General features: G+C 47.5%; 22 protein-coding genes. 14 read left to right on the forward strand and 8 right to left on the reverse strand.

The window, feature by feature from the left end:
• Positions 1 to 38 precede the first annotated feature (38 nt).
• Positions 39 to 215, forward strand: coding sequence for a ribosome modulation factor (gene rmf, locus G441_RS19475; RefSeq protein WP_084407247.1), 177 nt, complete (start codon positions 39 to 41; stop codon positions 213 to 215).
• A gap of 45 nt (positions 216 to 260) precedes the next feature.
• On the opposite strand, the gene fabA is transcribed toward rmf, so the two are convergent.
• Positions 261 to 779 carry a bifunctional 3-hydroxydecanoyl-ACP dehydratase/trans-2-decenoyl-ACP isomerase gene (fabA, locus tag G441_RS0102480; RefSeq protein WP_026374892.1) on the reverse strand — a complete coding sequence of 173 codons (519 nt, stop codon included), beginning with the start codon at positions 777 to 779 and terminating at the stop codon, positions 261 to 263.
• Positions 780 to 920: 141 nt separating this feature from the next.
• On the opposite strand from fabA, the gene G441_RS0102485 reads away from it, so the two are divergent.
• Positions 921 to 1,169: a hypothetical protein gene (locus tag G441_RS0102485; RefSeq protein WP_026374893.1), complete on the forward strand. Its 249-nt coding sequence runs from the start codon at positions 921 to 923 to the stop codon at positions 1,167 to 1,169.
• 12 nt (positions 1,170 to 1,181) lie between these two features.
• Complete coding sequence (locus G441_RS0102490; RefSeq protein WP_026374894.1) at positions 1,182 to 1,838, forward strand: acetoacetate decarboxylase family protein; 657 nt, start codon at positions 1,182 to 1,184, stop codon at positions 1,836 to 1,838.
• On the opposite strand, the gene G441_RS0102495 is transcribed toward G441_RS0102490, so the two are convergent.
• Both G441_RS0102495 and G441_RS0102500 read right to left on the reverse strand, forming a co-directional pair.
• Complete coding sequence (locus G441_RS0102495) at positions 1,802 to 3,322, reverse strand: FAD-binding domain-containing protein (protein WP_051275279.1); 1,521 nt, start codon at positions 3,320 to 3,322, stop codon at positions 1,802 to 1,804. The two genes, G441_RS0102490 and G441_RS0102495, sit on opposite strands and share 37 nt — an antisense overlap.
• The gene (locus G441_RS0102500) at positions 3,285 to 4,544 is read right to left on the reverse strand and encodes a DASH family cryptochrome (RefSeq protein ID WP_026374896.1); all 1,260 of its coding nucleotides are present in this window, start codon (positions 4,542 to 4,544) and stop codon (positions 3,285 to 3,287) included. The genes G441_RS0102495 and G441_RS0102500 overlap by 38 nt, the downstream gene beginning before the upstream one ends.
• 108 nt (positions 4,545 to 4,652) lie before the next feature.
• Here G441_RS0102500 and G441_RS0102505 point away from each other — a divergent pair, with 108 nt between their 5' ends.
• From G441_RS0102505 to G441_RS0102550, 11 genes are all read left to right on the forward strand, one after another.
• Positions 4,653 to 6,080 (forward strand): cryptochrome/photolyase family protein, encoded by a 1,428-nt coding sequence (locus G441_RS0102505; protein ID WP_026374897.1) that lies wholly within the window; start codon positions 4,653 to 4,655, stop codon positions 6,078 to 6,080.
• A 3-nt stretch (positions 6,081 to 6,083) separates the two neighbouring features.
• The gene (locus G441_RS0102510) at positions 6,084 to 7,625 is read left to right on the forward strand and encodes a cryptochrome/photolyase family protein (RefSeq protein ID WP_026374898.1); all 1,542 of its coding nucleotides are present in this window, start codon (positions 6,084 to 6,086) and stop codon (positions 7,623 to 7,625) included.
• Positions 7,612 to 7,752 (forward strand): DUF2256 domain-containing protein, encoded by a 141-nt coding sequence (locus G441_RS19480; protein WP_084407248.1) that lies wholly within the window; start codon positions 7,612 to 7,614, stop codon positions 7,750 to 7,752. Before G441_RS0102510 ends, G441_RS19480 begins: the two co-directional genes overlap by 14 nt.
• A gap of 122 nt (positions 7,753 to 7,874) precedes the next feature.
• Positions 7,875 to 9,227: a V-type ATP synthase subunit B gene (locus G441_RS0102515; protein WP_026374899.1), complete on the forward strand. Its 1,353-nt coding sequence runs from the start codon at positions 7,875 to 7,877 to the stop codon at positions 9,225 to 9,227.
• 1 nt (position 9,228) lies between these two features.
• Positions 9,229 to 9,831, forward strand: a complete 603-nt coding sequence (locus tag G441_RS0102520; RefSeq protein WP_026374900.1) for a V-type ATP synthase subunit D — start codon at positions 9,229 to 9,231, stop codon at positions 9,829 to 9,831.
• Complete coding sequence (locus G441_RS0102525; protein ID WP_026374901.1) at positions 9,828 to 11,624, forward strand: V-type ATP synthase subunit I; 1,797 nt, start codon at positions 9,828 to 9,830, stop codon at positions 11,622 to 11,624. Before G441_RS0102520 ends, G441_RS0102525 begins: the two co-directional genes overlap by 4 nt.
• Positions 11,617 to 12,075 (forward strand): ATP synthase subunit C, encoded by a 459-nt coding sequence (locus G441_RS0102530; RefSeq protein ID WP_026374902.1) that lies wholly within the window; start codon positions 11,617 to 11,619, stop codon positions 12,073 to 12,075. The genes G441_RS0102525 and G441_RS0102530 overlap by 8 nt, the downstream gene beginning before the upstream one ends.
• The gene (locus tag G441_RS0102535) at positions 12,072 to 12,773 is read left to right on the forward strand and encodes an HrpE/YscL family type III secretion apparatus protein (RefSeq protein ID WP_051275280.1); all 702 of its coding nucleotides are present in this window, start codon (positions 12,072 to 12,074) and stop codon (positions 12,771 to 12,773) included. Before G441_RS0102530 ends, G441_RS0102535 begins: the two co-directional genes overlap by 4 nt.
• Before the next feature lie 4 nt (positions 12,774 to 12,777).
• Positions 12,778 to 13,482, forward strand: coding sequence for a hypothetical protein (locus G441_RS17735; protein WP_034474146.1), 705 nt, complete (start codon positions 12,778 to 12,780; stop codon positions 13,480 to 13,482).
• Positions 13,472 to 15,277 carry a V-type ATP synthase subunit A gene (locus G441_RS0102545; RefSeq protein ID WP_026374904.1) on the forward strand — a complete coding sequence of 602 codons (1,806 nt, stop codon included), beginning with the start codon at positions 13,472 to 13,474 and terminating at the stop codon, positions 15,275 to 15,277. The genes G441_RS17735 and G441_RS0102545 overlap by 11 nt, the downstream gene beginning before the upstream one ends.
• A gap of 3 nt (positions 15,278 to 15,280) precedes the next feature.
• Positions 15,281 to 15,871 carry a mechanosensitive ion channel domain-containing protein gene (locus tag G441_RS0102550; RefSeq protein ID WP_026374905.1) on the forward strand — a complete coding sequence of 197 codons (591 nt, stop codon included), beginning with the start codon at positions 15,281 to 15,283 and terminating at the stop codon, positions 15,869 to 15,871.
• Between the two features lie 114 nt (positions 15,872 to 15,985).
• Here G441_RS0102550 and G441_RS0102555 read toward each other — a convergent pair whose 3' ends face one another.
• From G441_RS0102555 to G441_RS0102575, 5 genes are read right to left on the reverse strand one after another with little or no spacing between them, the layout of a single operon-like run.
• Positions 15,986 to 17,323, reverse strand: coding sequence for a magnesium transporter (locus G441_RS0102555; RefSeq protein ID WP_026374906.1), 1,338 nt, complete (start codon positions 17,321 to 17,323; stop codon positions 15,986 to 15,988).
• A 21-nt stretch (positions 17,324 to 17,344) separates the two neighbouring features.
• Entirely contained in the window at positions 17,345 to 17,761 is a 417-nt protein-coding gene (locus tag G441_RS0102560; protein WP_026374907.1) for a group I truncated hemoglobin, read from the reverse strand.
• Positions 17,762 to 17,766: 5 nt separating this feature from the next.
• Positions 17,767 to 18,615 (reverse strand): DUF3034 family protein, encoded by an 849-nt coding sequence (locus G441_RS0102565; RefSeq protein ID WP_084407249.1) that lies wholly within the window; start codon positions 18,613 to 18,615, stop codon positions 17,767 to 17,769.
• Complete coding sequence (locus G441_RS0102570) at positions 18,602 to 20,950, reverse strand: EAL domain-containing protein (protein WP_026374909.1); 2,349 nt, start codon at positions 20,948 to 20,950, stop codon at positions 18,602 to 18,604. The genes G441_RS0102565 and G441_RS0102570 overlap by 14 nt, the downstream gene beginning before the upstream one ends.
• Positions 20,951 to 20,958: 8 nt before the next feature.
• The gene (locus G441_RS0102575; protein WP_156896251.1) at positions 20,959 to 21,603 is read right to left on the reverse strand and encodes a methylamine utilization protein; all 645 of its coding nucleotides are present in this window, start codon (positions 21,601 to 21,603) and stop codon (positions 20,959 to 20,961) included.
• Positions 21,604 to 21,613: the final 10 nt, after the last annotated feature.

Raw genomic sequence — 21,613 nt, forward strand, 5'->3', positions numbered from 1 at the left:
TTTGAATCACATTTCAATCACTCTGAAGAGGTCATTCAATGAAAAGACAAAAAAGAGATAAACTTACACGTGCCCATGCAAAAGGGTATCAGGCAGGGATCGCAGGACGTTCTAAAGAAAATTGCCCGTTCCAGAGTTCAGACGCCCGTTCACAGTGGCTCGGGGGATGGCGTGAGGCCGTCGAAGACAGAAATCTCGGTATGACCATTCGATAAAGGAAAAAAGCCCCGTGACTACGGGGCTTCGACGTTTTAGGGGGGTTAAAACTTACTGGTATCCTGAAATAAGCCGACTTTCAAATCTTTCGCTGTGTAAATAACGCGCCCATCGACCTCAACGCTTCCATCGGCAAGCCCCATAAATAGCTTACGCTTAACAACACGCTTCATATCTATCCGGTATACGACTTTTTTCGCGGTAGGTAATATCTGACCTGTGAACTTTACTTCTCCTACCCCCAGGGCTCGGCCTTTGCCCGGACCACCAGACCAACCGAGGAAGAATCCCACCAATTGCCACATTGCATCGAGCCCGAGGCAACCAGGCATGACGGGATCGCCCGGAAAATGACACTCGAAGAACCACAGATCAGGAGTAATGTCGAGCTCAGCCACGATATAGCCTTTGTCGTGCTCACCGCCTTCTTCATAAATTTCTGTAACGCGGTCCATCATCAACATGTTTGGCGCAGGCAGTTGACTATTACCGGGACCAAACATATCTCCTCTTGAGCAGGCAAGAAGATCTTCTTTATCAAAACTGTGTTTTTTATCTGTCATAAATTGTATTGTCATTACCGAAAACTGGCGCTAATTTAGCGAACACTTGTACGCCAAACAACTCTGAACAGTGATTTTTCTTGCTGCATAGATATTTTATTGCCAGTGAGTCAAAAATAACGCTGGCAATGGACAGTAGATATGAAGACGAAGTCTAACGCGAATGCTGAAAAGCAACGTCGATTTAGAGAACGCCAAAAAGCCTTAGGGAAAAAGCAGGTGCGTGGTTATATCACGCCAGAAGCCAAAGCGTGTTATGACGAACTGGTTGAAAAAACCAGTTGGAATGACAGCGAAATACTCTCAAACGCGCTGCGTCTTACCTATGCGGCCTATCGCTGTGGGCAGATAAAATTGCTTAATGAATGGCTAAAAGATCATAACCGCTAAAGATTGAGTCTGATGCACGATTCCTACGTCCCGGCTCCGTGGTCGCTTACTGGCAGCGGAGTAGTGGTGGCATTCTTGTTAAACAAAGCGTTTAAACAGCAGTGTTATCCCGATACTCACGGTAGATTGGCGTTTATGATGTTCGTTGATTATCACACTTCGCCTGTTGGTCCCTACAGAGAATGGTTATTTATCCCGGGCAAAGTGGATAACCCCCGTGGTCGTCACTTTAGCATTGCGCAGATTTATGTCGATTCGTTACAAAGCGTTGTCGGAGGACAAAAGAATTGGGGGATCCCCAAGGATGAAGCAGAATTTGAGTTTAGGTTCAATGGTCCAGAATGGCATTTGACCTGCCAAAAAGAGTCGGCTCATCTCGCCCTGGACGGCGATGTAAAAGGCCCTTCCATCCCTATAAATTCATCCTTTATGCCTTTCTCTTTATATCAACAACGAGATAATCAACATTATTGGTCGACACCAACGGCCACTGGAAGGGCGAATTGGCTACGCATCAAAAAGTTGAGGTTTCAAGGCGCTACGTTTCCTGATTTATCCCGTCAGACATGTTTAGGGGCGTTGGCGATTTCACGCTTTAACATGGTCTTCCCGACACCAGATACGATGCCAGTTTACGCCCAACGCCGACTTGGAGGAGGAACGGAGTGACGCTTTAGTACGCGAATGGCCTCCTTTTGTACATCGTCCCGTTCTCTGAAAGCCCATAGCATCTCCCTTGCCCTGGCACCTGCTTCTTTTAAACTAACAATCGGTTCAGGATAGTCGACTCCCAACTGCACCCCCATCATCTGCTGTTCAAGAGCAGTCATCTCCCAGGGAGTGTGAATATAGTCGTCTGGTAGCGATGCGAGTTCCGGCAGCCACTTGCGTATGAATGTCCCGGATGGGTCTTTCTCCTGCGATTGTTTAACCGGATTATAAATACGCAGGGTATTGGTGCCGGTTACACCAGCCTGCATCTGAAACTGTGGATAGTGAATGCCCGGTTCAAAGTCAAGAAACATACGAGCGAGGTGGATGACGCCTTCTCGCCAGTCGACCTCAAGGTAGTGACAAAGAAAACTGACTAACATGGCGCGCATACGAAAATTCAAATAGCCGGTTTTTATCACTGCGCGCATGCATGCATCTACCAGGGGCACGCCTGTCTCTGCTGTTTTCCATGCCCGTAATCGCTGCCGCGCAAGGGGATCCTTTACTCGAGGTAGGTGTTGGTAGGCGTTGTTCACGGACCGAAATTCCATGTCACATTCACTTTCAAACTTCTGTATGAAGTGACAATGCCAGTGAAGACGGGAAGTAAACGCTTGCAGTGCCTGCTTCCAGCCGTCCCGATTGCGATGTTTCCTGGCTGCCTGATAAACCTGAGTAATACTGATATTTCCCCATGCCAAATAGGGAGACAGCCTTGAGCATGAACGGCGGGCATGTTCGGGATGTGAGATCATGCGTTGATAATGTTTACCGCGTTCATCAAAAAAGTGATGGAGCGTAAACCATGCACGTTTCTCGCCGCCTTGCTGAAAGCCTGCTGTGGATTTTTGCCATTTCTCCGGCACAGTGAAAACAGGGAGTGTTGTTGAAAGAGGCCGCCAATCAGCCCAGTTTACCTGACTAATATCTACATCAAAGCAGGCTCTGTCGATGCGTTTATACCAACGCTGTTGCCAATCAGTTCGATGTGTTAACCCTCGATATACTGCACCGTAGCCAGATTGGTCCCATCTAATGTTTCGTGCTACACACCATGATGCAACAGACAGGTCTCGCTTGAACGTCCAGTCAACGCCTATTTCCTGATGAGAAAAGAGGGTGTTAATGCCAACAGCACGATGTAACGACGTCAGTACATCTTGCGCTTTCCCATACAATAAACAAACGCTGCGATCATAAGGTCTAAGCTGCTCATCAAGGTCCGCCAGTGACTGCGAAATAAAGCGCCAATGCCTGATATCCATATGCGGATCGCGAAGCGCCGAGGGTTCGACGATATAAACAAGCAATACTGGCTTACCGCTTGTTGATGCATTTAGCAGTGGTTGGTGATCGCGCAGTCGTAGATCCCGCTTTAACCAGACGACATTAACGCCTGAATCATCCCCATGCTCTGACAAAATCACCCTCTGGATCATACATCTGCGCTTGCTTTGCGAGATTGAATTCCCGTAGCCCTCTGGGGTCGCTGCCTACTCCTGCAAGGTATTGCCAGTTTCCCCAGTTTGCGGCGACGTCGAAATCTATAAGTTGCTGCTCAAAATAGGCCGCGGCGTATCGCCAGTCTTGTTGCAGCGTATTGACATAATAACTGGCCACCCACTGCCGGGCTCTGTTTGACATATAACCTGTGGCGTTGAGTTGATTCATGGCCGCATTGACAAGTGCTGATTGCGTTTTGCCCTGACACCATAACGTATGCAGTGTTTTATCGTGTGATGTACGCGGCTTGTGTTGCTTGATCCCGGCGAAGCTGAATAACCGATGACCATATTTCAATAACTGGCACTGAAAAAATTCACGCCACAATAGCTCGAAGTACAGCCAATATGTCGACTCATTGGCGACGCGTTCTTCTTCGTAACGCTTAAGGTGTTGATACACATAGCGACACGACAGGCTTCCATTTGCGAGCCACGCAGAAAACTTTGAAGAATAGTCCCAACCGGTTAACCCGTTCCGTGTTTCCTTATAGCTGGCAATGTGGTCTGTATCGAATAAATAGTGGTGAAGTTGCTTCAGTGCTGCCGGTTCACCACCATGCCAATCTGAACAGACAGAATGAGTTGGCAGTGACTGCTCTTCTTGCACGGCAACCTTAAGTGGAGGAGGGAGTGCATCGGGCGTCTGTACGGGCGAAGCAGGCGTACAAAATTTTTCGACCTTATGCCTGAACGGACTAAAGGTATCTGGCATGTCAGACAGTGAAAAGGGCAGGTTACACTGATTAAACAAGGTAAAGCTTTCTGCTTCTTCAACATCAACATTCGGTAGGGCGTTTCTTAACGCTTGTAAATGCTGAGTTTCAACGACGCCAGGGTGACGACTACATGTGATGAAGTCGACATTGTGCTCTATAGCGAATGCTTTCAACACCTCTACGCTGTCACCTTTTAGTATCACAAGGCGCTGCCCTAATTGCTTTAAGGTGTTGTTGAGCGCTGCCAGACTCTGAAACAAAAACTGTTCACGATGTTTGCCCAAATGGCTCGCATCATATGCAGTATTGTCGTACCAGCTAGGATCGATAACAAACACACAGCTAAGGGTATTTGCCTGTTTCGCAGCACGCAGGAGTGCAGGATTATCATGCACTCTCAAATCGTGTCGAAACCAGTGAAGAGTATGCGATTTTTTCATGCTCGTTGGTACGGCAAAGGGTTGCTGATGGATTGATTTTGTTTAAATAAAAAGATCAATATTGACCATCTATCGGTATAAAGGCGCAACGCGTAAAAAAGGATAATTATGAAGCCAGAAAGAGTCATCGTTTGGTTCCGACAAGACCTGAGAATAACCGATAATCCTGCATTACATTATGCCGCTCAGCAGGGTGAAATCATCCCTGTGTACATTCAGGATGAACACGCCCCCGAGTATGCGCAACTCGGCGGTGCCAGCAAATGGTGGTTACACCAATCACTACAAGCTCTGGCTTCGTCACTTGACGAAAATTTGTTGTTATTCTCAGGCGATATTAAAGTGGTTCTTGAAAAATTATTAAAGGCGTCTGGAGCGACGCAAATCGTCTGGAACCGCTGTTACGAGCCTTGGCAAATCGCCCGCGATACGGAGCTCAAATCCTGGCTTAAAAAACGTGAGGTGGAAGTTAAGAGTTTCAATGCCAGTCTGTTATGGGAGCCCATGCGGGTGCTGAAGAAAGATGGCACGCCTTATAAAGTGTTCACGCCATACTACCGCAAAGGTTGTCTCAATGCCGAGTCCCCACGTTATCCGGTTGGTCGGCCTGAAACCATGGCGTTTACAAATGTTGATGTTGAAAGTAAGACATTGGAGGCGCTTGAGCTGTTGCCAACAATTAACTGGTATGCTGATATGCAAGCACTGTGGCAACCCGGCGAAGAGGGTGCAGCACAGCGATTAAGCGAGTTTTTGCAAGACCGCGTATCAGGTTACAGGGACAACCGCAATTTCCCGGCCACCACCGGCACATCCACACTTTCTCCTTATCTGCATTTTGGTGAAATATCCCCTAATCAGGTGTGGTACGCGGCATTAGATCGCTTCAAGGGCAGTATGGATAATCAAGGGTTGGATACGTTTCTGAGTGAATTGGGGTGGAGAGAATTCAGCTACTATTTACTGTTTCACTTTCCTGATATTCAACATAAAAACTTCAATAGTAAATTTGATCAATTTCCCTGGCGTACCGATAACGACAGCCTGATTGCCTGGCAGCGCGGCAATACGGGTGTGCCCATTGTAGATGCCGGCATGCGTGAATTGTGGAAAACCGGCTATATGCACAATCGGGTGCGTATGATCGTCGGGTCGTTTTTGGTGAAAAATTTGCTGATTGACTGGCGTGAAGGTGAACGTTGGTTCTGGGATTGCCTGTTGGATGCCGACATGGCAAGTAATAGTGCGAGTTGGCAATGGGTAGCAGGTTCTGGCGCCGATGCTGCACCCTATTTCAGAATTTTCAATCCGGTTTTGCAGGGCGAAAAATTTGATAAACAAGGCGAATACGTCAAAACCTACTGCCCTGAGCTAAAAGACTTACCGGCGAAATACATCCACAAACCCTGGGAAGCGCCAGACGAGGTGTTAAAGAAGGCAGGTATAGTGCTTGGCGAAGATTATCCAGAGCCACTGGTTGATCTAAAAACCTCAAGACAGCGAGCACTGGATGCGTTTTCCGAAATCAAGGGGTAGGGCATGACGGCGTTACGATTGATCTTGGGTGATCAGCTGTCTGGGAAAATGACCAGCCTCAGCGATCTTGATAAAGACAACGATGTTGTATTGATGGCAGAGGTGCGTGAAGAAGCAACCTATGTCAAACACCATAAGAAGAAAATCGCCTTTATTTTCTCTGCTATGCGTCACTTTGCCGAAAGACTCAGGCAAAAAGGTATAGAGGTTGTCTACATCAAATATGATGACGATGATAATCAGGGCAGCCTATTCGAAGAGGTTAAGCGGCTCGCATCACAACGCAAGGTAGACCGCGTCATTGTTACCAAACCCGGTGAATATCGCCTGCTGGCCGACATGCAGAAGTGGCAGGAAAACCTCAACGTGGAGGTAGTGCTAAGGGAAGATGAGCGATTTATCGCCAGCACCAAAGATTTTGCTGAGTGGGCGAAAGGCAAGAAACAACTGCGTATGGAATTCTTTTACCGGGAAATGCGTAAACGCACCGGCATTCTGATGGAAGGTTCTCAACCTGTCGGTGGTAAATGGAATTATGACAGTGAAAACCGCAAGCCGTTGCCAAAAGGTGGGGTTGATGTGCCTGCACCGACCAGATTGGAATGTGATGACATAACCAAACAGGTCATAGAGTTGGTCGATACGTGTTTTTCAGATCATTTTGGCTCTCTTGAGCAGTTTCATTATGCGGTGGATAGGGACGGCGCACTCGAGGTATTAAAGGCGTTTCTCGAGCAACGTCTGGCTAATTTTGGCACCTATCAGGATGCCATGAAACAGGACGAGGCCTGGTTGTTTCATTCCCATATTGGACTGTATCTCAACACCGGTCTATTACTGCCCGACGAGGTCGTCAAGGCTGCTGAGCAATGCTATGAAAGCGGTAAGGCACCGCTTAATGCTGTCGAGGGCTTTATTCGTCAAATCCTCGGCTGGCGGGAGTATGTACGAGGCTTGTACTGGCTCAAAATGCCGGAATATAAACGCCTCAATCACTTACAGGCCACCCGCAGGCTTCCCGAGTTTTTCTGGTCTGCCGATACTGACATGAATTGTCTCAAACAATGCATCAGTGAAACTCGCGCAAACGCGTATGCTCACCATATACAACGCCTTATGGTACTGGGAAACTTTTCCCTGATTGCGGGGCTGCTGCCTGATGATGTCAACGAATGGTATCTGATTGTGTATGCCGATGCTTACGAGTGGGTGGAGTTGCCCAATGTCAGTGGTATGGTGCTTTATGCAGACGGCGGCATGCTGGCGTCCAAACCTTACGCAGCCAGTGGTGCATACATCAATAAGATGTCGGATTATTGTAAAAGCTGTCAATACAGCGTGACGACGAAAACCGGCGATAAAGCCTGTCCGTTTAATTACCTGTACTGGGATTTTCTGATCCGTAATCGTGACACGCTGTCCAACAACCATCGAATGGGCATGATCTACAACACGCTGGATAAAATGACTAATGACAAAGTTGAGGCGATTACCAGCAGTGCACGGTCGTTTTTCGATAAATTAGACAGTAATGAAAAAGTCTGAACTACCATCCAAAATGTGTCCTGTTTGTCAGCGCCCCTTTGTTTGGCGTAAAAAATGGCAAAAAGACTGGGAAAACGTTAAATACTGCTCAAAGCGCTGCGCTGGGAATCGAAATAAAAACAACTAACTCCGCGTAACTGAAACACTTTTACTGATCTTCATCAATTTATTTCCCTCCCTGTTTAATACACTGAAACATGTATTGTGATTGTCAGCGCGCAGTGGCCTGTGTGCAGTTAAGGAACAAGCATGTCACAGCAACTTGTGCGGTTTTCCCGAATTCTGGAAATCGTCGGCGATATCATTAAGGTCTGCGTCCCCGTTGACCAACACGGTAGTAAGGTAAACGTCCGTTTAGGAGATTTAGCCCGTATTACGCTCGACTCCGGTGAGACACTTCCGGCCCAGATCATAGCCATTCATCGCGACCAGGTGTCACTGCAGGTGTTTGCTGGCACGAAAGGGATCTCGACCGGGGCCACCATTACCTTTCTTGGCCACCCGATGCTATCTACCTACTCTGGTAACATTCTTGGCAGGGTATTCAATGGTGTGGGAGAGCCGATTGATGGCGGGCCTGATCTGTCTATGGATCCCAAAATTGCGATTGGTGGCCCATCGGTAAACCCCTGCGAACGCATCGTACCCAAGCGCATGATCCGTACAGATGTGCCAATGATTGATTTGTTTAACTGTCTGGTTGAAAGCCAGAAAATTCCCATCTTTTCGGTCTCCGGCGAACCTTATAATCAATTTCTTGCCCGTATCGGTATACAGGCAGATGCCGATATTGTGGTGTTTGGTGGGCTAGGGCTGATTTTTGATGACTATTATACGTTTCGACAGGCGTTTGAAGATGCGGGCGTATTTTCACGTACAGTGATGTTCATTAATCAAGCCTCGGATCCCATTGTTGAGCGGCTGTTGGTAACAGATATGGCGTTAGCTGTCGCAGAACGCTTTGCGGTCGAGGAAAACAAACGGGTTCTGGTCTTACTGACTGATATGACGGCCTACGCTGATGCCATGAAAGAGGTAGGGATATCGATGGACAGAGTGCCGTCCAACCGAGGGTATATGGGCGATTTATATTCCCAACTGGCGCGTCGATATGAAAAAGCCTGTGATTATGCCAAAGGAGGGTCTGTCACTATCCTCTCCGTTACCACCATGCCGGGCGATGACGTGACGCATCCCGTACCCGATAACACAGGCTATATAACCGAAGGTCAGTTTTATCTTCACCATGGGGTATTAGACCCTTTTGGTTCATTGAGTCGACTCAAACAAAACGTCATCGGCAAAGTCACCAGAGAGGACCACAGTCAAATTATGAATACCATGGTGAGGTTCTATGCAGGTGCTCAGGAAGCTTCGAAAAAACAAGCCATGGCGTTTGAGTTAAGTGATTTTGATAAACAGCAATTAAAATTTGGAGAGTTATTCAAACAGCGCTTTATGAATATTGAGGTGAGCATGCCATTGGAACAGGCGCTTGATTTAGCCTGGCAGACGCTTGCGGAATGCTTTTCTCAGGAGCAACTTCTGATGAAACAGTCGCTGATTGATAAATATTTTCCTGCAACGACGGAAAGCGTCTGACATGTCCCGCCTGCAAATGAACAAGTCGTCATTGGCACAACAACATAAAGATCTTGCGACGTATAAGAAATATTTGCCTTCTCTGGACCTAAAGCGTCAGCAGTTGATGACTGAGCGAGCAAAGGCGCGCGCCTGTCTCAAAGAGATGCAAATCAAACAACAAAAGCTCATTCAATGGGTCAAAGATGAATTGCCGATGCTGGCCAATCACGACGTTAACGTTAATGATCTTGTCACGGTGAAAGACGTCAAACTGGCTCAGGAAAATGTGGTGGGTACCCGATTACCCATCATTGAGTTTATTCACCTTCACACCCAAAAATATTCGTTATTGGCTAAACCACATTGGGTCGATAATGCGGTACAGGTCATTTCTGAGGGATTACAGAATGCATTGAGCATACATGTTCAACAGCAACGACTGACACTGTTGGATCGCGCGGTAACCACCATTACACAAAGGGTGAATTTGTTTGAAAAAGTATTGATCCCCAAGGCTGAGGACAATATCAAAAAGATCCGTATTTATTTATCTGATGAGCAAATGACTGCCGTAGTGCGCTCGAAGATAGCGAAGCGTAAGCGAGCGGGGATGGCAGTATGAGCATCGTCGCACTCAAAAAATTGACACTGATAGCAAAAATCACCAGCAAGCGTGATGTACTGAAGGGCTTGCAGACGCTGGGTGTTATGCATATCAATACATTAGCCCATAGCGATACCCAGCATAATGCTGGCACAAGCAGGGCAGATGATAGTTACAAAGCGCTGCGTTTCCTTACCGAACTAAAGCACCGTCGCAAACAGGTCAGTCGTGATCCGGAGTTTGATATCGCCAGATTGACGACGGAGGTGTTAAAACTCAAGCAGTCCCTACGAGACACTACCGATAAACGGGATTTTTTAAAGCAACGGATTCGGGATATTACGCCATGGGGCGATATTGATTTTCCACCTCACCAGGCGTTAGCGGGTTACAGGCTTTGGTTTTACATTTTACCGGTGGGAAAAATCGAGGCTTTACAAAAAGTCGACATTCCTGCGCAGATCATCACGCGTACCGCACGGTTTGCCTACGTCACACTGATATCTAAGCACGAGCCAGCGTCTGATGTTTTGCCAGTTGAAAGGACTCACATTGGTTCTGAGCCTTTACGTGAACTGCAATATCAGCTCAATGACGTCGAGGTTGAACTAGAAGCGCTAAGCGCCCAGCGTCATGCACTAACACGCTACATTATGCTATTCCAGCTACACCTGGCACAGGCCGATGACCAGGCCTCTCTGCAGCAGGCAATGATGAAAACCTTTGATGATGAGCCTCTCTGCTTGATTCAGGGCTGGCTTCCCGCACGTGACATCAATAGGTTGGAAGCGTTGCTTGAGCAATGTGATTGTGCGCTAAGCATTGAAGATACAAACCCTGATGACAATCCTCCCACTTTGTTAGATCAGCCTCAGGCATTGAAAGCCGGCGTGGATCTTGCCAATTTTTATCAGGTGCCAGGATATCGAACCTGGGATCCGTCAAAAGTCTTGTTGGCGTCCTTTTGTCTTTTTTTCGCGATGATTTTAGCGGATGCCGGCTACGCGCTGGTGTTATTGGTTGCTCTCTTGGCGTTCCGCAGAAAAGCGCAGCGAAGCGAAAAGGGCCGAGCTTATTATCTTCTCGGTCTGGCATTGTGTATCTCTACGTTAGTGTATGGCGTGATGGTGGGAAGCTACTTCGGACTGGCCCCGCCGGTTGATACAGGATTAGCAAGGCTCGTCTTTCTCGATCTGAACGACTTTGACAGCATGATGCAAGTGTCTATTGCCATAGGTGTACTGCATATTCTGATTGCGAATGTCGCGCAGTTTCTGATGCTCAAGCGTTTTACACGACGTTACGTGCCTATTGGCTGGAGCATGCTTATCGTGGCGGGTTATGTATTATGGCAACTCGGACAGGCTCACAGTGTATCGACTATCTTGTACATGATTATGGCATTGGGGACGTTGTTGATCGTGCTATGCAGCAGCGAGCAACCTATCACGTCTATTAAAAGTGCACTGATGCGACTTGCCAGCGGAGGCATCGCATTGTCAGGGGTGATGAGTGCGTTTGGCGACATTCTTAGCTACATGCGCCTGTTTGCACTCGGGTTGGCCAGCGCGTCGCTGGCGGTAACATTTAATCAATTAGCCAGCGATGTGTACGCTGCATCGCCCGGTCTGGGCTTATTGGGCGCCATCCTAATATTGTTGGTCGGACATGCACTGAATCTGTTGCTTTCTATCATCAGCGGTGTGGTGCACGGCTTGCGTCTCAATTTCATCGAATTTTATAAATGGGGATTACCCGAAGAGGGGTACCCTTTCCAGCGCTTTGCTAAAAAGGAGATTGACCATGACTGATCAGTTTGTCATTGCATTAGGGTGGTTTGGCATCTATGCACCCATGGCCTTAGGCGCGGTCGCAAGTGCAATTGGATGTGGGATTGCCGGACAAGCTAGCATCGGAGCGATGTTAGACACCGACGGTGGTTATGGTCGTTATATTGGCATATCGGCGTTCCCCTCTACATTTGTCATCTACGGCATTGTCATCATGTTTACTTTGAACAGGGAGGTGAATATTGATAACGCGGGCGGCCTGTTTGGTGTCGGTTTGCTGGCTGGTATCGCCATGTTATACGCAGGGATCTGGCAGGGCAAAGCCTGCGCGTCAGCGATTAATGCGGCTAAAGAGAAGCCAGAAATATTCGGATTGTCATTGGCACCTGCAGCGATCATTGAAGGGTTTGCCGTGTTTGCATTCGTATTCGCTTTGGTGGTGAGTGGCAATATCAGCGGAGCGCAGTCATGAGTCAGTCGCCACAACCTGATAATCCTCATTTAATTTCAAAAGGCGTTGATCAGCTTATTGAAAAACTGAGGGTGGATGGTGTTGAAGCCGGACAAAAGCAAGCTGATGCGATCATTGCAGATGCGCGAGCACAGGCAAAAAAGATTGTTCAGGAAGCCCAGCAAAAAGCCAAGCAGACAATGGATGAAGCAAATAAACAGGCACGAAATTATCAGTCCGCTGCGGAAAATGCACTGAAAACGGCGATGCGTGACATGGTCTTAGAATTAAAAGGTAATTTAACTAACGAATTTGGTCGAGATGTAAAGAGGTTAATCGCCGAGCACGTCAGCCAACCTGAACTGATGCGCGAAATTATCCTGGAGCTGGTTGGCAGAGTCGGCAGAGCGTCTGATATTGAGCATGCTGATGAGGTAACGGTGGTGTTGCCGGAAACCGTAATAGGGCTTGATGAATTACGCAATGCCCCTGACAAGCTTGAACAAAGCCCGCTAACTGAGTTGGTTTTAGGGCTAACATCAGGCTTATTGAGAGAAGGCGTGGTGTTTGCTAACAGTGACGATTTCCACGGTGGTCTAAAAATACAACTGCATAAGCAAAACCTGCAAATTGATCTTACCGTCGAAGCGGTATCTGAATTATTGCTTGCGCATTTACAGCCGCGCTTCAGGGCCATTCTTGAAGGTGTGATCAGGTAGAGACATGTATCAGCAACACGAAGTTAAATATGTTGCCTTACTTAGCAGCCTGCCAAGTGCAGAGCGACTGTTTCAAGCTAAACAAACGCCTATATCCAGACTGAAGCTTGAACAGCGCTTGAGCGCCCTTGAGCCTCCAGAAAGGCGCGTTTTAGAGAGCATCGAAGGGGTATTGGACAGGCGATTTGTCGATGTCGCTAAAGACGATGAAGAAGTGCTGCAGCGCGCGACTGAAGCACTTAAGCAGATTAAACATCAGACCCTACGCAACATTTTAGTCCAACGGCTCGATATGCGTACGCTGGTAAAAGCGCTACGTTTAAAGCACGTAAACTCCGGTGAACCTCCACTATCAGCATGGGGCTTCAGTCGCTGGTGTCGACATATAGAAAGTCATTGGAATGAACCGGGTTTTGCATTAGTACACGTATTTCCATGGGTGTCCGAGGCCCAGCATTTCATCATCAATAACCAACCGTTAAAACTTGAAAAATTGTTGCTACAGCAGGCTTACAACAGTCTGGTAAGGCATGGCGGACAGCATCACTTCGACTTTGAAGCCGTTGTGATTTATGTCCTGAAGTGGAACATCATCAATCGACAGGTGAAATACAACAGTATGGCTGCCGAGCGTCGTTTTACGCATTTGATCACTCAAGGCATCGCTCACCTTATAACAGACATGGAGACCAGTGCTTATGGAGAGTGATAATAGCAAACAGGCAAGTGCCAGAATTGTATCGGTACAGGATGATCTGGTTGAAATTGAACTGCTTCACGATGTCGATGAACTGATAAAAAATGAGGTGATATATATCGCCCCGTCACATTATGAAGGTGATGAGCAGCCACGGCTGAAAGCCGAGATACTCAGAGTAAGAGGTCAATGTGCCGACGCTCAGGTTTACGAGAGTACACAGGGTGTGGCTTTTGGTGATCTTGTCTATCAATCTGCAGAGTTACTGTCTGTAGAACTAGGTCCAGGGCTCCTGGGGCAGGTATATGACGGGCTGCAAGCGCCTCTGCCAGAACTCTCAGCTCAGTACGGTATTTTCCTACCTAAAGGCATGCATGTCCCCGCGCTGAGTCGCAAAAAAAAGTGGTCTTTTATTAGTGAGCGCAAAGTTGGTGACACAGTGGTTGCCGGGGACACGCTGGGAACGGTTCAAGAGGGTAAGGTCACGCACAAAATCATGGTGCCGTTTTCATTGCACGGAGAGTGGCAGATTGGCTGGATACAGGAGGGCAGTTTTACCGTCACTGAGCGCATTGCTGAGCTACGTGATAATAAAGGACAAGAACAGCCCATCAGTATGTCGCAAAAATGGCCGGTAAGGCGGGCGTTAAACAGTAAGCTACTTAAAAATGGTAGTAGCCAACGTCTCTATCCCAGTGAGCCAATGATCACGACACAGCGACTTATTGATACTTTTTTTCCCATCGCACGTGGTGGCATGGCGTGTATTCCAGGCCCTTTTGGTGCGGGTAAAACAGTGCTACAAAACCTCATTTCCAGACATGCCTCAGTTGATATTGTAATAGTAGTTGCCTGTGGAGAGCGGGCAGGTGAGGTGGTCGAGACCATTACCGAATTTCCACAAATGAACGACCCGCACAGTGGTGGTACGTTGATGGATCGCACAATTATCATCTGTAATACCTCGTCAATGCCGGTAGCAGCCAGAGAGGCCTCCATCTACACCGGCATTACATTAGGCGAATATTATCGTCAAATGGGTCTGGACGTTTTGCTGATTGCCGATTCAACGTCACGTTGGGCGCAGGCAATGCGTGAAACATCGGGGCGCTTGGAGGAGATCCCTGGCGAGGAGGGCTTTCCAGCTTATCTGGAGTCGTCCATTAAGAGCGTATACGAGCGAGCAGGAGTCGTTCAAACGGCTGACCAAAGTATAGGAAGTCTTACCATGATAGGGACAGTTTCACCGGCAGGCGGTAACTTTGATGAGCCGGTGACACAGTCGACATTATCCACAGTGAAATGTTTCCTTGGTTTGTCTGCCGAACGTGCCTACAAGCGCTTTTATCCTGCTGTTGATCCGCTGCTGTCCTGGTCACGATATCTTTCACAACTTTCGGCATGGTATGAGTCGCATCAACAACCGGGCTGGACTGAAACAGTAATTAAATTTACAGCGTTGTTGAGCAAGGGAGATGCAGTCTCACAAATGATGCAAGTAACAGGCGAGGAAGGCGTGACGTTGGGTGACTATGTGACCTACCAAAAGGCAATGTTGTTGGACATGGTCTATCTGCAACAGGACGCCTTTGATAGCGTAGATGCCTCATGCAGTCTGGAACGCCAGCAGGTGCTGTTTAATTTGCTCTATAATATAGTTACGCGTAACTATATGTTCTCAGATAAAGATGAAGTAAGACAGTACTTTACGTCGCTGACGGGGAAATTTAAAAATTTTAATTATGCTGCAGAAAATACGCCGGAATATAGTACACTGCTCGCTGAATTGAGTACTGAAGGTCAATAATTAATGCTACAAAATGCGTGGTTCTCATCGTTAGTCTTATGGGGGGAAACCTATGCTGTGAACCTTGCCTGGTCACTTGCGGTGTTAGTAATGCATATGCTGATTACGCGCTTCGCGCTGCCACGAATAGAGAAAGGTGTGGGGCAAAGCAAACTCAAAGCGCCCGCATCAAAAAAAGCGCAGCACACCATACGTCTTATCACTAGTGTGCTGACTATTTCTCTTTTGCTAATTGTTTGGGGAATTGATTTCGGTGGATTGCTGGTCATTTCCACGTCTTTGATCACATTAACGGGCGTTGCTTTATTTGCCACCTGGTCGTTGTTAAGTAGCGTGACGTCTTATTTCGTATTGCTGTTTCACACATCATTCCGACGGGGAAACTTTATCCGCGTGATAGACGGCGATAATTACATAGAAGGGTATATTGCCGATGTGAATCTGTTTAACACGAGGCTGATTACGGATGATAGAGAAACCGTGGTATATCCCAATAACCTTATTCTGACTCGTCCTACTATCATCAATCCTCGTTCACGCTGGCGCGTGATTGGTAAGACAGCAGATCGATTTCCAGGCGAGGACGCGGAGTAGATTTCCGCCTTCGCGTCGTTCCCTCGTCATGCCCGAACGCTTTCAAACGCCCGTCATGCCCGAACGCTCTAGTCGGGCATCTCCTTGACAAAGCAATTGTCTTCGCTTCCGCCATTACAACAGAAACAGGGTCCCCAATCCCAAAAACGCGACGAAACCGACAATATCTGTCACAGTTGTGAGGATCACCGAGCCTGATAATGCGGGGTCTATTTTGAGTTTATTCAGGATAACCGGTAATAGCACACCGGCAATGGCAGCCGTGATGATATTGACCAGTATGGCAAGCCCGATCACCAGACCCAATAACGGCTCTGAAAACCAGAAATACGCGACGATACCAATCACAATCGCCCATACCACGCCATTCAAACCTCCAACGCGTAGCTCTTTATCGAGCAGGGCTTTACGGTTGGCGTTGGTGACTTGCCCTAACGCCAGTCCACGCACGATAAGCGTTAGGGTCTGGCTACCCGCTATGCCGCCCATACTTGCAACCACTGGCATTAATACCGCCAAGGCGACAACTTGTTGTAGCGTCGCTTCAAATAATCCAATAAACCAGGATGCCAGGAACGCCGTTAACAAGTTTACGCCAAGCCAGATAGCTCTGCTCTTTGCGCTTTTGCGCACCGGTGCAAACAGGTCTTCCTCCTCGTCCATACCGGCTGAAGACATCACCTGCCTTTCGTAGTACTCATTAACCAATTCACAGGCATTGGTAATGTCTATGCGGCCAAGCAGGCGATTATCCTCATCGACAACCGGCAGTGAACTAAAGCCTGAATCCTGCACTAGACGAGCCGCCGCAGTACAATCGTCCGCGCCTTTAATGATATCAATGTATTCTTCAGCTAGCTCTACCAGTGGCACGTGCTCAGGCGCACCAAAAACGCTGGTGAGCTTAACTGCAGTAGAAAACTGGCCTGCACGATTGAGCAAAAATATGCTGTCAGCATGATCCGGCACGTTGCGTCGGATTAGTCGCAGTGCATCCCGAACCTTTGCAGTGAGGGGCAGTGCAAGGATCTCGTGGCTAAGCCAATGGCCAATCTGATTTTCTGCATAGGCACTGGCGTCAGTAAAGTACTGTTGCTGTTGACGGTCCATCGCAGACAAAGCCTGACCGACAATCTTATCTGGCAGTGAATTTGCAAGCTCAAGTAATTGCTCGGCATCGATGTCTTTGAAAAGCTTTTCCCAATCGCTGCTATCGGATCGATCAATAATGGGCTCGCGCGGATCGGCGCGCATATCGACCAGAACTTCCAGCTTTTTGCTGTCAGGTACTTCCTGCCATGCACTTAAACGCTGCTCTACCGGCAATGATTCCAGAAACAGCGCGATGTCATCTGCATCTTCGACTAACATTGCTTCGGCGATCGCGGCGGACTCACCAGACTCTGGTGACGCGACAGCCTCTTCAATCAGTTCGGATAACAGTTCAGCCATAAATAAGGAATCTCGTGGGCGTTACAGGTAGATGATTTCTTTACGGGTAGGGGCCATAACCGCCAACACCTTGTTTTGCAAAGGATGGGGGACATCCGCCTTATTCATGGCTGCAATAAACAGATCCACACCGTGATTGAAGTCTGACTCTGTGACATTCATGCCGGTGTGCACCTGGACCATGGTGTCGCCCGTGTATTCACAAGGCCCACCTGTCAGAAAACACAGATGTTCAATCATTTTTTCTCGAAAACGCCCTATGTCAGAATCTTTGAAATATTCAAACATGATAGGGTCAAATTCAATCTCGGTAATAAAATTATCAACAATCTGTTCAACTTTTGGTTGGCCTCCCAACTGCGAATACACCGATGTGTTATTCGATGCACAGCCAGCAATAAACCATGAAACAAGCGCGATAAAGATGAGATTTTTCATACTGCTCACCATAATTGTCCATTAAAAGAGAGATACAGACCTTTCTGATCTGATGCGCCAGCAATACTGCCAAGGTCAGCCCAGGCAAGGGTGAGGCTAAAGTCTTTGCTGGGAATGTACGTCACAAAGAAATCTGTCCAGTCCTCTTCACCTAATCCAAGATTATCTGGCTTTTGTCTGTATTCCATGCCGAGTGCAAAGTGTCTTGAAAATAAAACACCAATTGATGCCTCGGCCATCAATTCGTAAGAATCGTTTTGCGAGCCGCCAAACCCTAGCAGACCCATTTGATTGGCTTTTGTTGCCCTGGCCGCAACATTCCATACCAGGTTATAGCCTCCGACGGCGCCTAAATGCACTTTAGTTGCCGCGACATAAAAATCCGTGCCACTGTCGTCTTGCGCGCCAACCAGGTTAGCAATCGCATTATCTTCAAGACGCTTGTGCTGCAATCCTACGCTTATCTGCGGCCAGTCTGAATACACCACGTCGCCATACACTCGGTATTTAACGCCCACGATGTTCTGGCGAATATCACCGCCAAGTGATTTTAAATCGAATCGTTGATGAGCCACGCTGACTTCCAGTCGATCATAAAATGACGCACTCGCTCCCAGCATGTTAAGACGGTAGTTATCAACATCGACTTGTGTAGCAGTCGCACTGACTGAAACCTGTTCGCGGCTGTCATAACCACTCAGCGTTGCCCACGGCACTATACCGCCGCCGCCCGAGCCCTCTACCTGTGTCAGGCCCGCTGTACCAATCAATTTACCTTCTGCAGCAAAGACAGCTGACGAACTAAATGTGCATCCAAGGATGCAACATGCGAGCAGCACATTATTCGTGTTCATGTTTAAACCAGTCAGTTGTTGTGTTCTCATTGCACCATTCCACAAATTTATCCGCGGGTACAGGCCTGCACACGAAATACCCTTGTACCATTGCACAACCGTATTGCTTCAGTAGTTTCAGTGATTCCTGGTTTTCAACACCCTCGGCGATAACATCGAGACCAAAATTTTCGGATAGTTCTAAAATGGTTTGCACGATGGTTCGATCGTTTTCGTCACTGTCTAAAGTCATTACGAAACTGCGGTCAATTTTAAGGTAATCGACGGGCAGATTTTTTAAATAGGCAAGTGACGAATAACCGGTACCAAAATCGTCAATCGCAATGGCAAACCCTGCCTGACGAATTTCCATCAGACGGTCAATTGCTTTATCAGGATCGCTGACCAAATCGCTTTCTGTTATCTCAAGTGATATTTCTTCATTGGCAACCTGTCCAGGCTGCTGATTTTTTGCAATAACGTCCAAAAGCTCTGGGCGCATAATATCTTTCGCGGACATATTCAACGCGATGGTCAGTTCTAAGCCGGCTTGTCTAAAATTCGCACTGTCTGCCAATGCGCGCTGGATCACCCAGTCTGTGACCAACTCAATAAAGCCTGCGTGCTCTGCAACGGCGATAAACTCATCTGGAGGTACGAAACCCAGACTGGCGCTATTCCAACGAATCAGCGCCTCAGCGCCACATATCTTTCCGCTGCGTAAATCCAGTTTGGGTTGATAATGCAGTGACAAATCGCCAGGCTGGAGTTTAAGTTCCTTTTTTAATTCAGTGATGATGGATAAGCGTCTCGCATAGCGACTTTCCAGCTGGGGGTCAAACTCTAAAACAAGGTTGTTAGTAATTTGCGCCTCATCCAGCACGATATTAAGACGTTTAAACAGGGTTTCGGAATCTGTTGCATTGTCCGGGCAATGCAAAATGCCGATAACCAGTTTGCAATTGATGACAACGTCTTGTAATTCTATGGGGGTCTCCAGATGCTGCTTTATGTCTTTAAGCTCATCAATGCTGGTATTTTTATCTGGTACCCAGAGTAGTTCGCCGCCGGTCAGGCGTGCAGACAAACCACCTAATTCTGATACACGCTTCGCTAATATTTTTAAACTGGCATCACCGTTCTGATAACCAAAGGTATCGTTGATACCTCTGAATCCGTATATATTAATACCCACTGCCTGAAAACTTTTGCCTTCTTGCAGGTAACTGTCTAGCAACCGCCCAGTATGATGTCGATTGTAAAGCGTTGTGAGTGGGTCATGCTGTGCCTGATAGGTAATTTCAGCCTCACGTTGTTTAATATTCTGCTGCATGCTGTCAAACGCGTTGGCCAGCTGATTAAATTCTTTAAGGCTTGAAGTTCGCTCTACTTTCGAGGTGTAGTCACCTGACGATATTTTTTTGGCTAATATCGATAGATAGGTGAGGGGATTCGCCAACCTCTTCGACATATATGCCGCCAGCGCCATCGCCAAAAGGATCGCGATAAATGCTATCAGTGCGATGTTTTTTTGCAGTGTAGTGAACTGTTCGTAAAGCTCATTTAAGTCAGCTGAGACGAAAACTGAAATCTTTTGTTCTTCAGACTCAGCTAACACAAACTCACTGGATGTGAACGATAAATTATCGCCAAGAGCAATGGATACCCACTCTGGTGTGGCATTGACTGATGCAATCAGCATATCTTCAGATAGCGCGTCTATTGTACTGATTAATAACGAGTCTTTATCCTTTCGCGTGACAAGTATTGAGGTCTCAAGCTGCGTCACTGATTTGAGACGTTGCGTGATGGCATCGTCAAGTTCAAAACCGATCATGACAATGGCAATGGGAGCGGGGAGATCTACCGTTAATAACACTACCTGATAAAGCTTGTCAGATTGTTCAATGAGCCCCAGCGCTCCACCTTGCGATAGCACATTGCGCAACAATTGTTGATAAACGAAAGCGCTGCCTTTTTCTAACTTGTCTGGAACACTGGTAATTGTGTCTCCGTCCAGAGATAACAGCGCCATCAAGTCTGCATTTATCCGCTCGCCGTAATTACTCAGCAAACTGTCGATAGTTTTCGTGTCCTGATCGTTGAGGACATCGTTCACGGCACTTCTGAACGGAAAGTCATCGGCCAATACACTTGACGAGCTAATTAATTGTTCTTCTCGAGTACTAAGCACCTCTTCTAATACGTTTTGCGAGACTTGTAATTTGGTAGCTAGTTGTTGACTGGCAAATTCATTTGTAGATGTCCACACATTAATCATAATGGTGGCGATGGCCACTATTATGAGGCCAACAATCGCGCGGAATATTTTTTGGTTAAGCGAAACCTGAGCCATCTAGCGCGTTACCCTCGACCAAATTTTCTTGAACCAAAAGTGCGTTCTTGTTTTGCTTCTTGCTCCGGAAGAAGTTCTAGAGACAAGGTGGCAGTACCATCAGTGATAACAACGGGTAACGTTTGCCTCTCCGCATGACTGACGGATAAACGGGAATGCCAGATTGTGACTTCATTTAATTCTTGCACTTCCAGTTTACCTGTCCCATTCGCATCCGTAAGCGAAATAAGTTCGTTCCCAGTCACGTAAATATAGCCGACCATTTGGTCGTGGATGTTACATCCCAGCACCACGATGCCTGGCTTATCAAACAATACAGGAGCCGCTTCAGTGCCTTTATACAACCTGATCTCAAATGGTTTTGGCTCGGAAAAGCTGTACACATGATGGCGAATATCATCACTATTTGGAAACGCGACCCGTTGTCCGGCTTTGACAACCAACACCTTCGGCAAAAACTGTTTGTCTACCTGGTCCATGATAGCCATGTCGCTGACGTTGTGGGGCGTTGCTTCTTTCTGGGTCACGCTGATGACGGCGTTTTCGACGGGATTCCCCTCCTGGTCGATAACTCTGAAGGTTATTGCGTTACCTGTAATAGGTAGTGCAATGGCTGCCAAGAGAGTTAAAAAACGTGCCACGTTTAATGTCATTCGCCGCTCC

The organism is Aestuariibacter salexigens DSM 15300, assembly GCF_000429145.1.
GTDB lineage: Bacteria > Pseudomonadota > Gammaproteobacteria > Enterobacterales > Alteromonadaceae > Aestuariibacter > Aestuariibacter salexigens.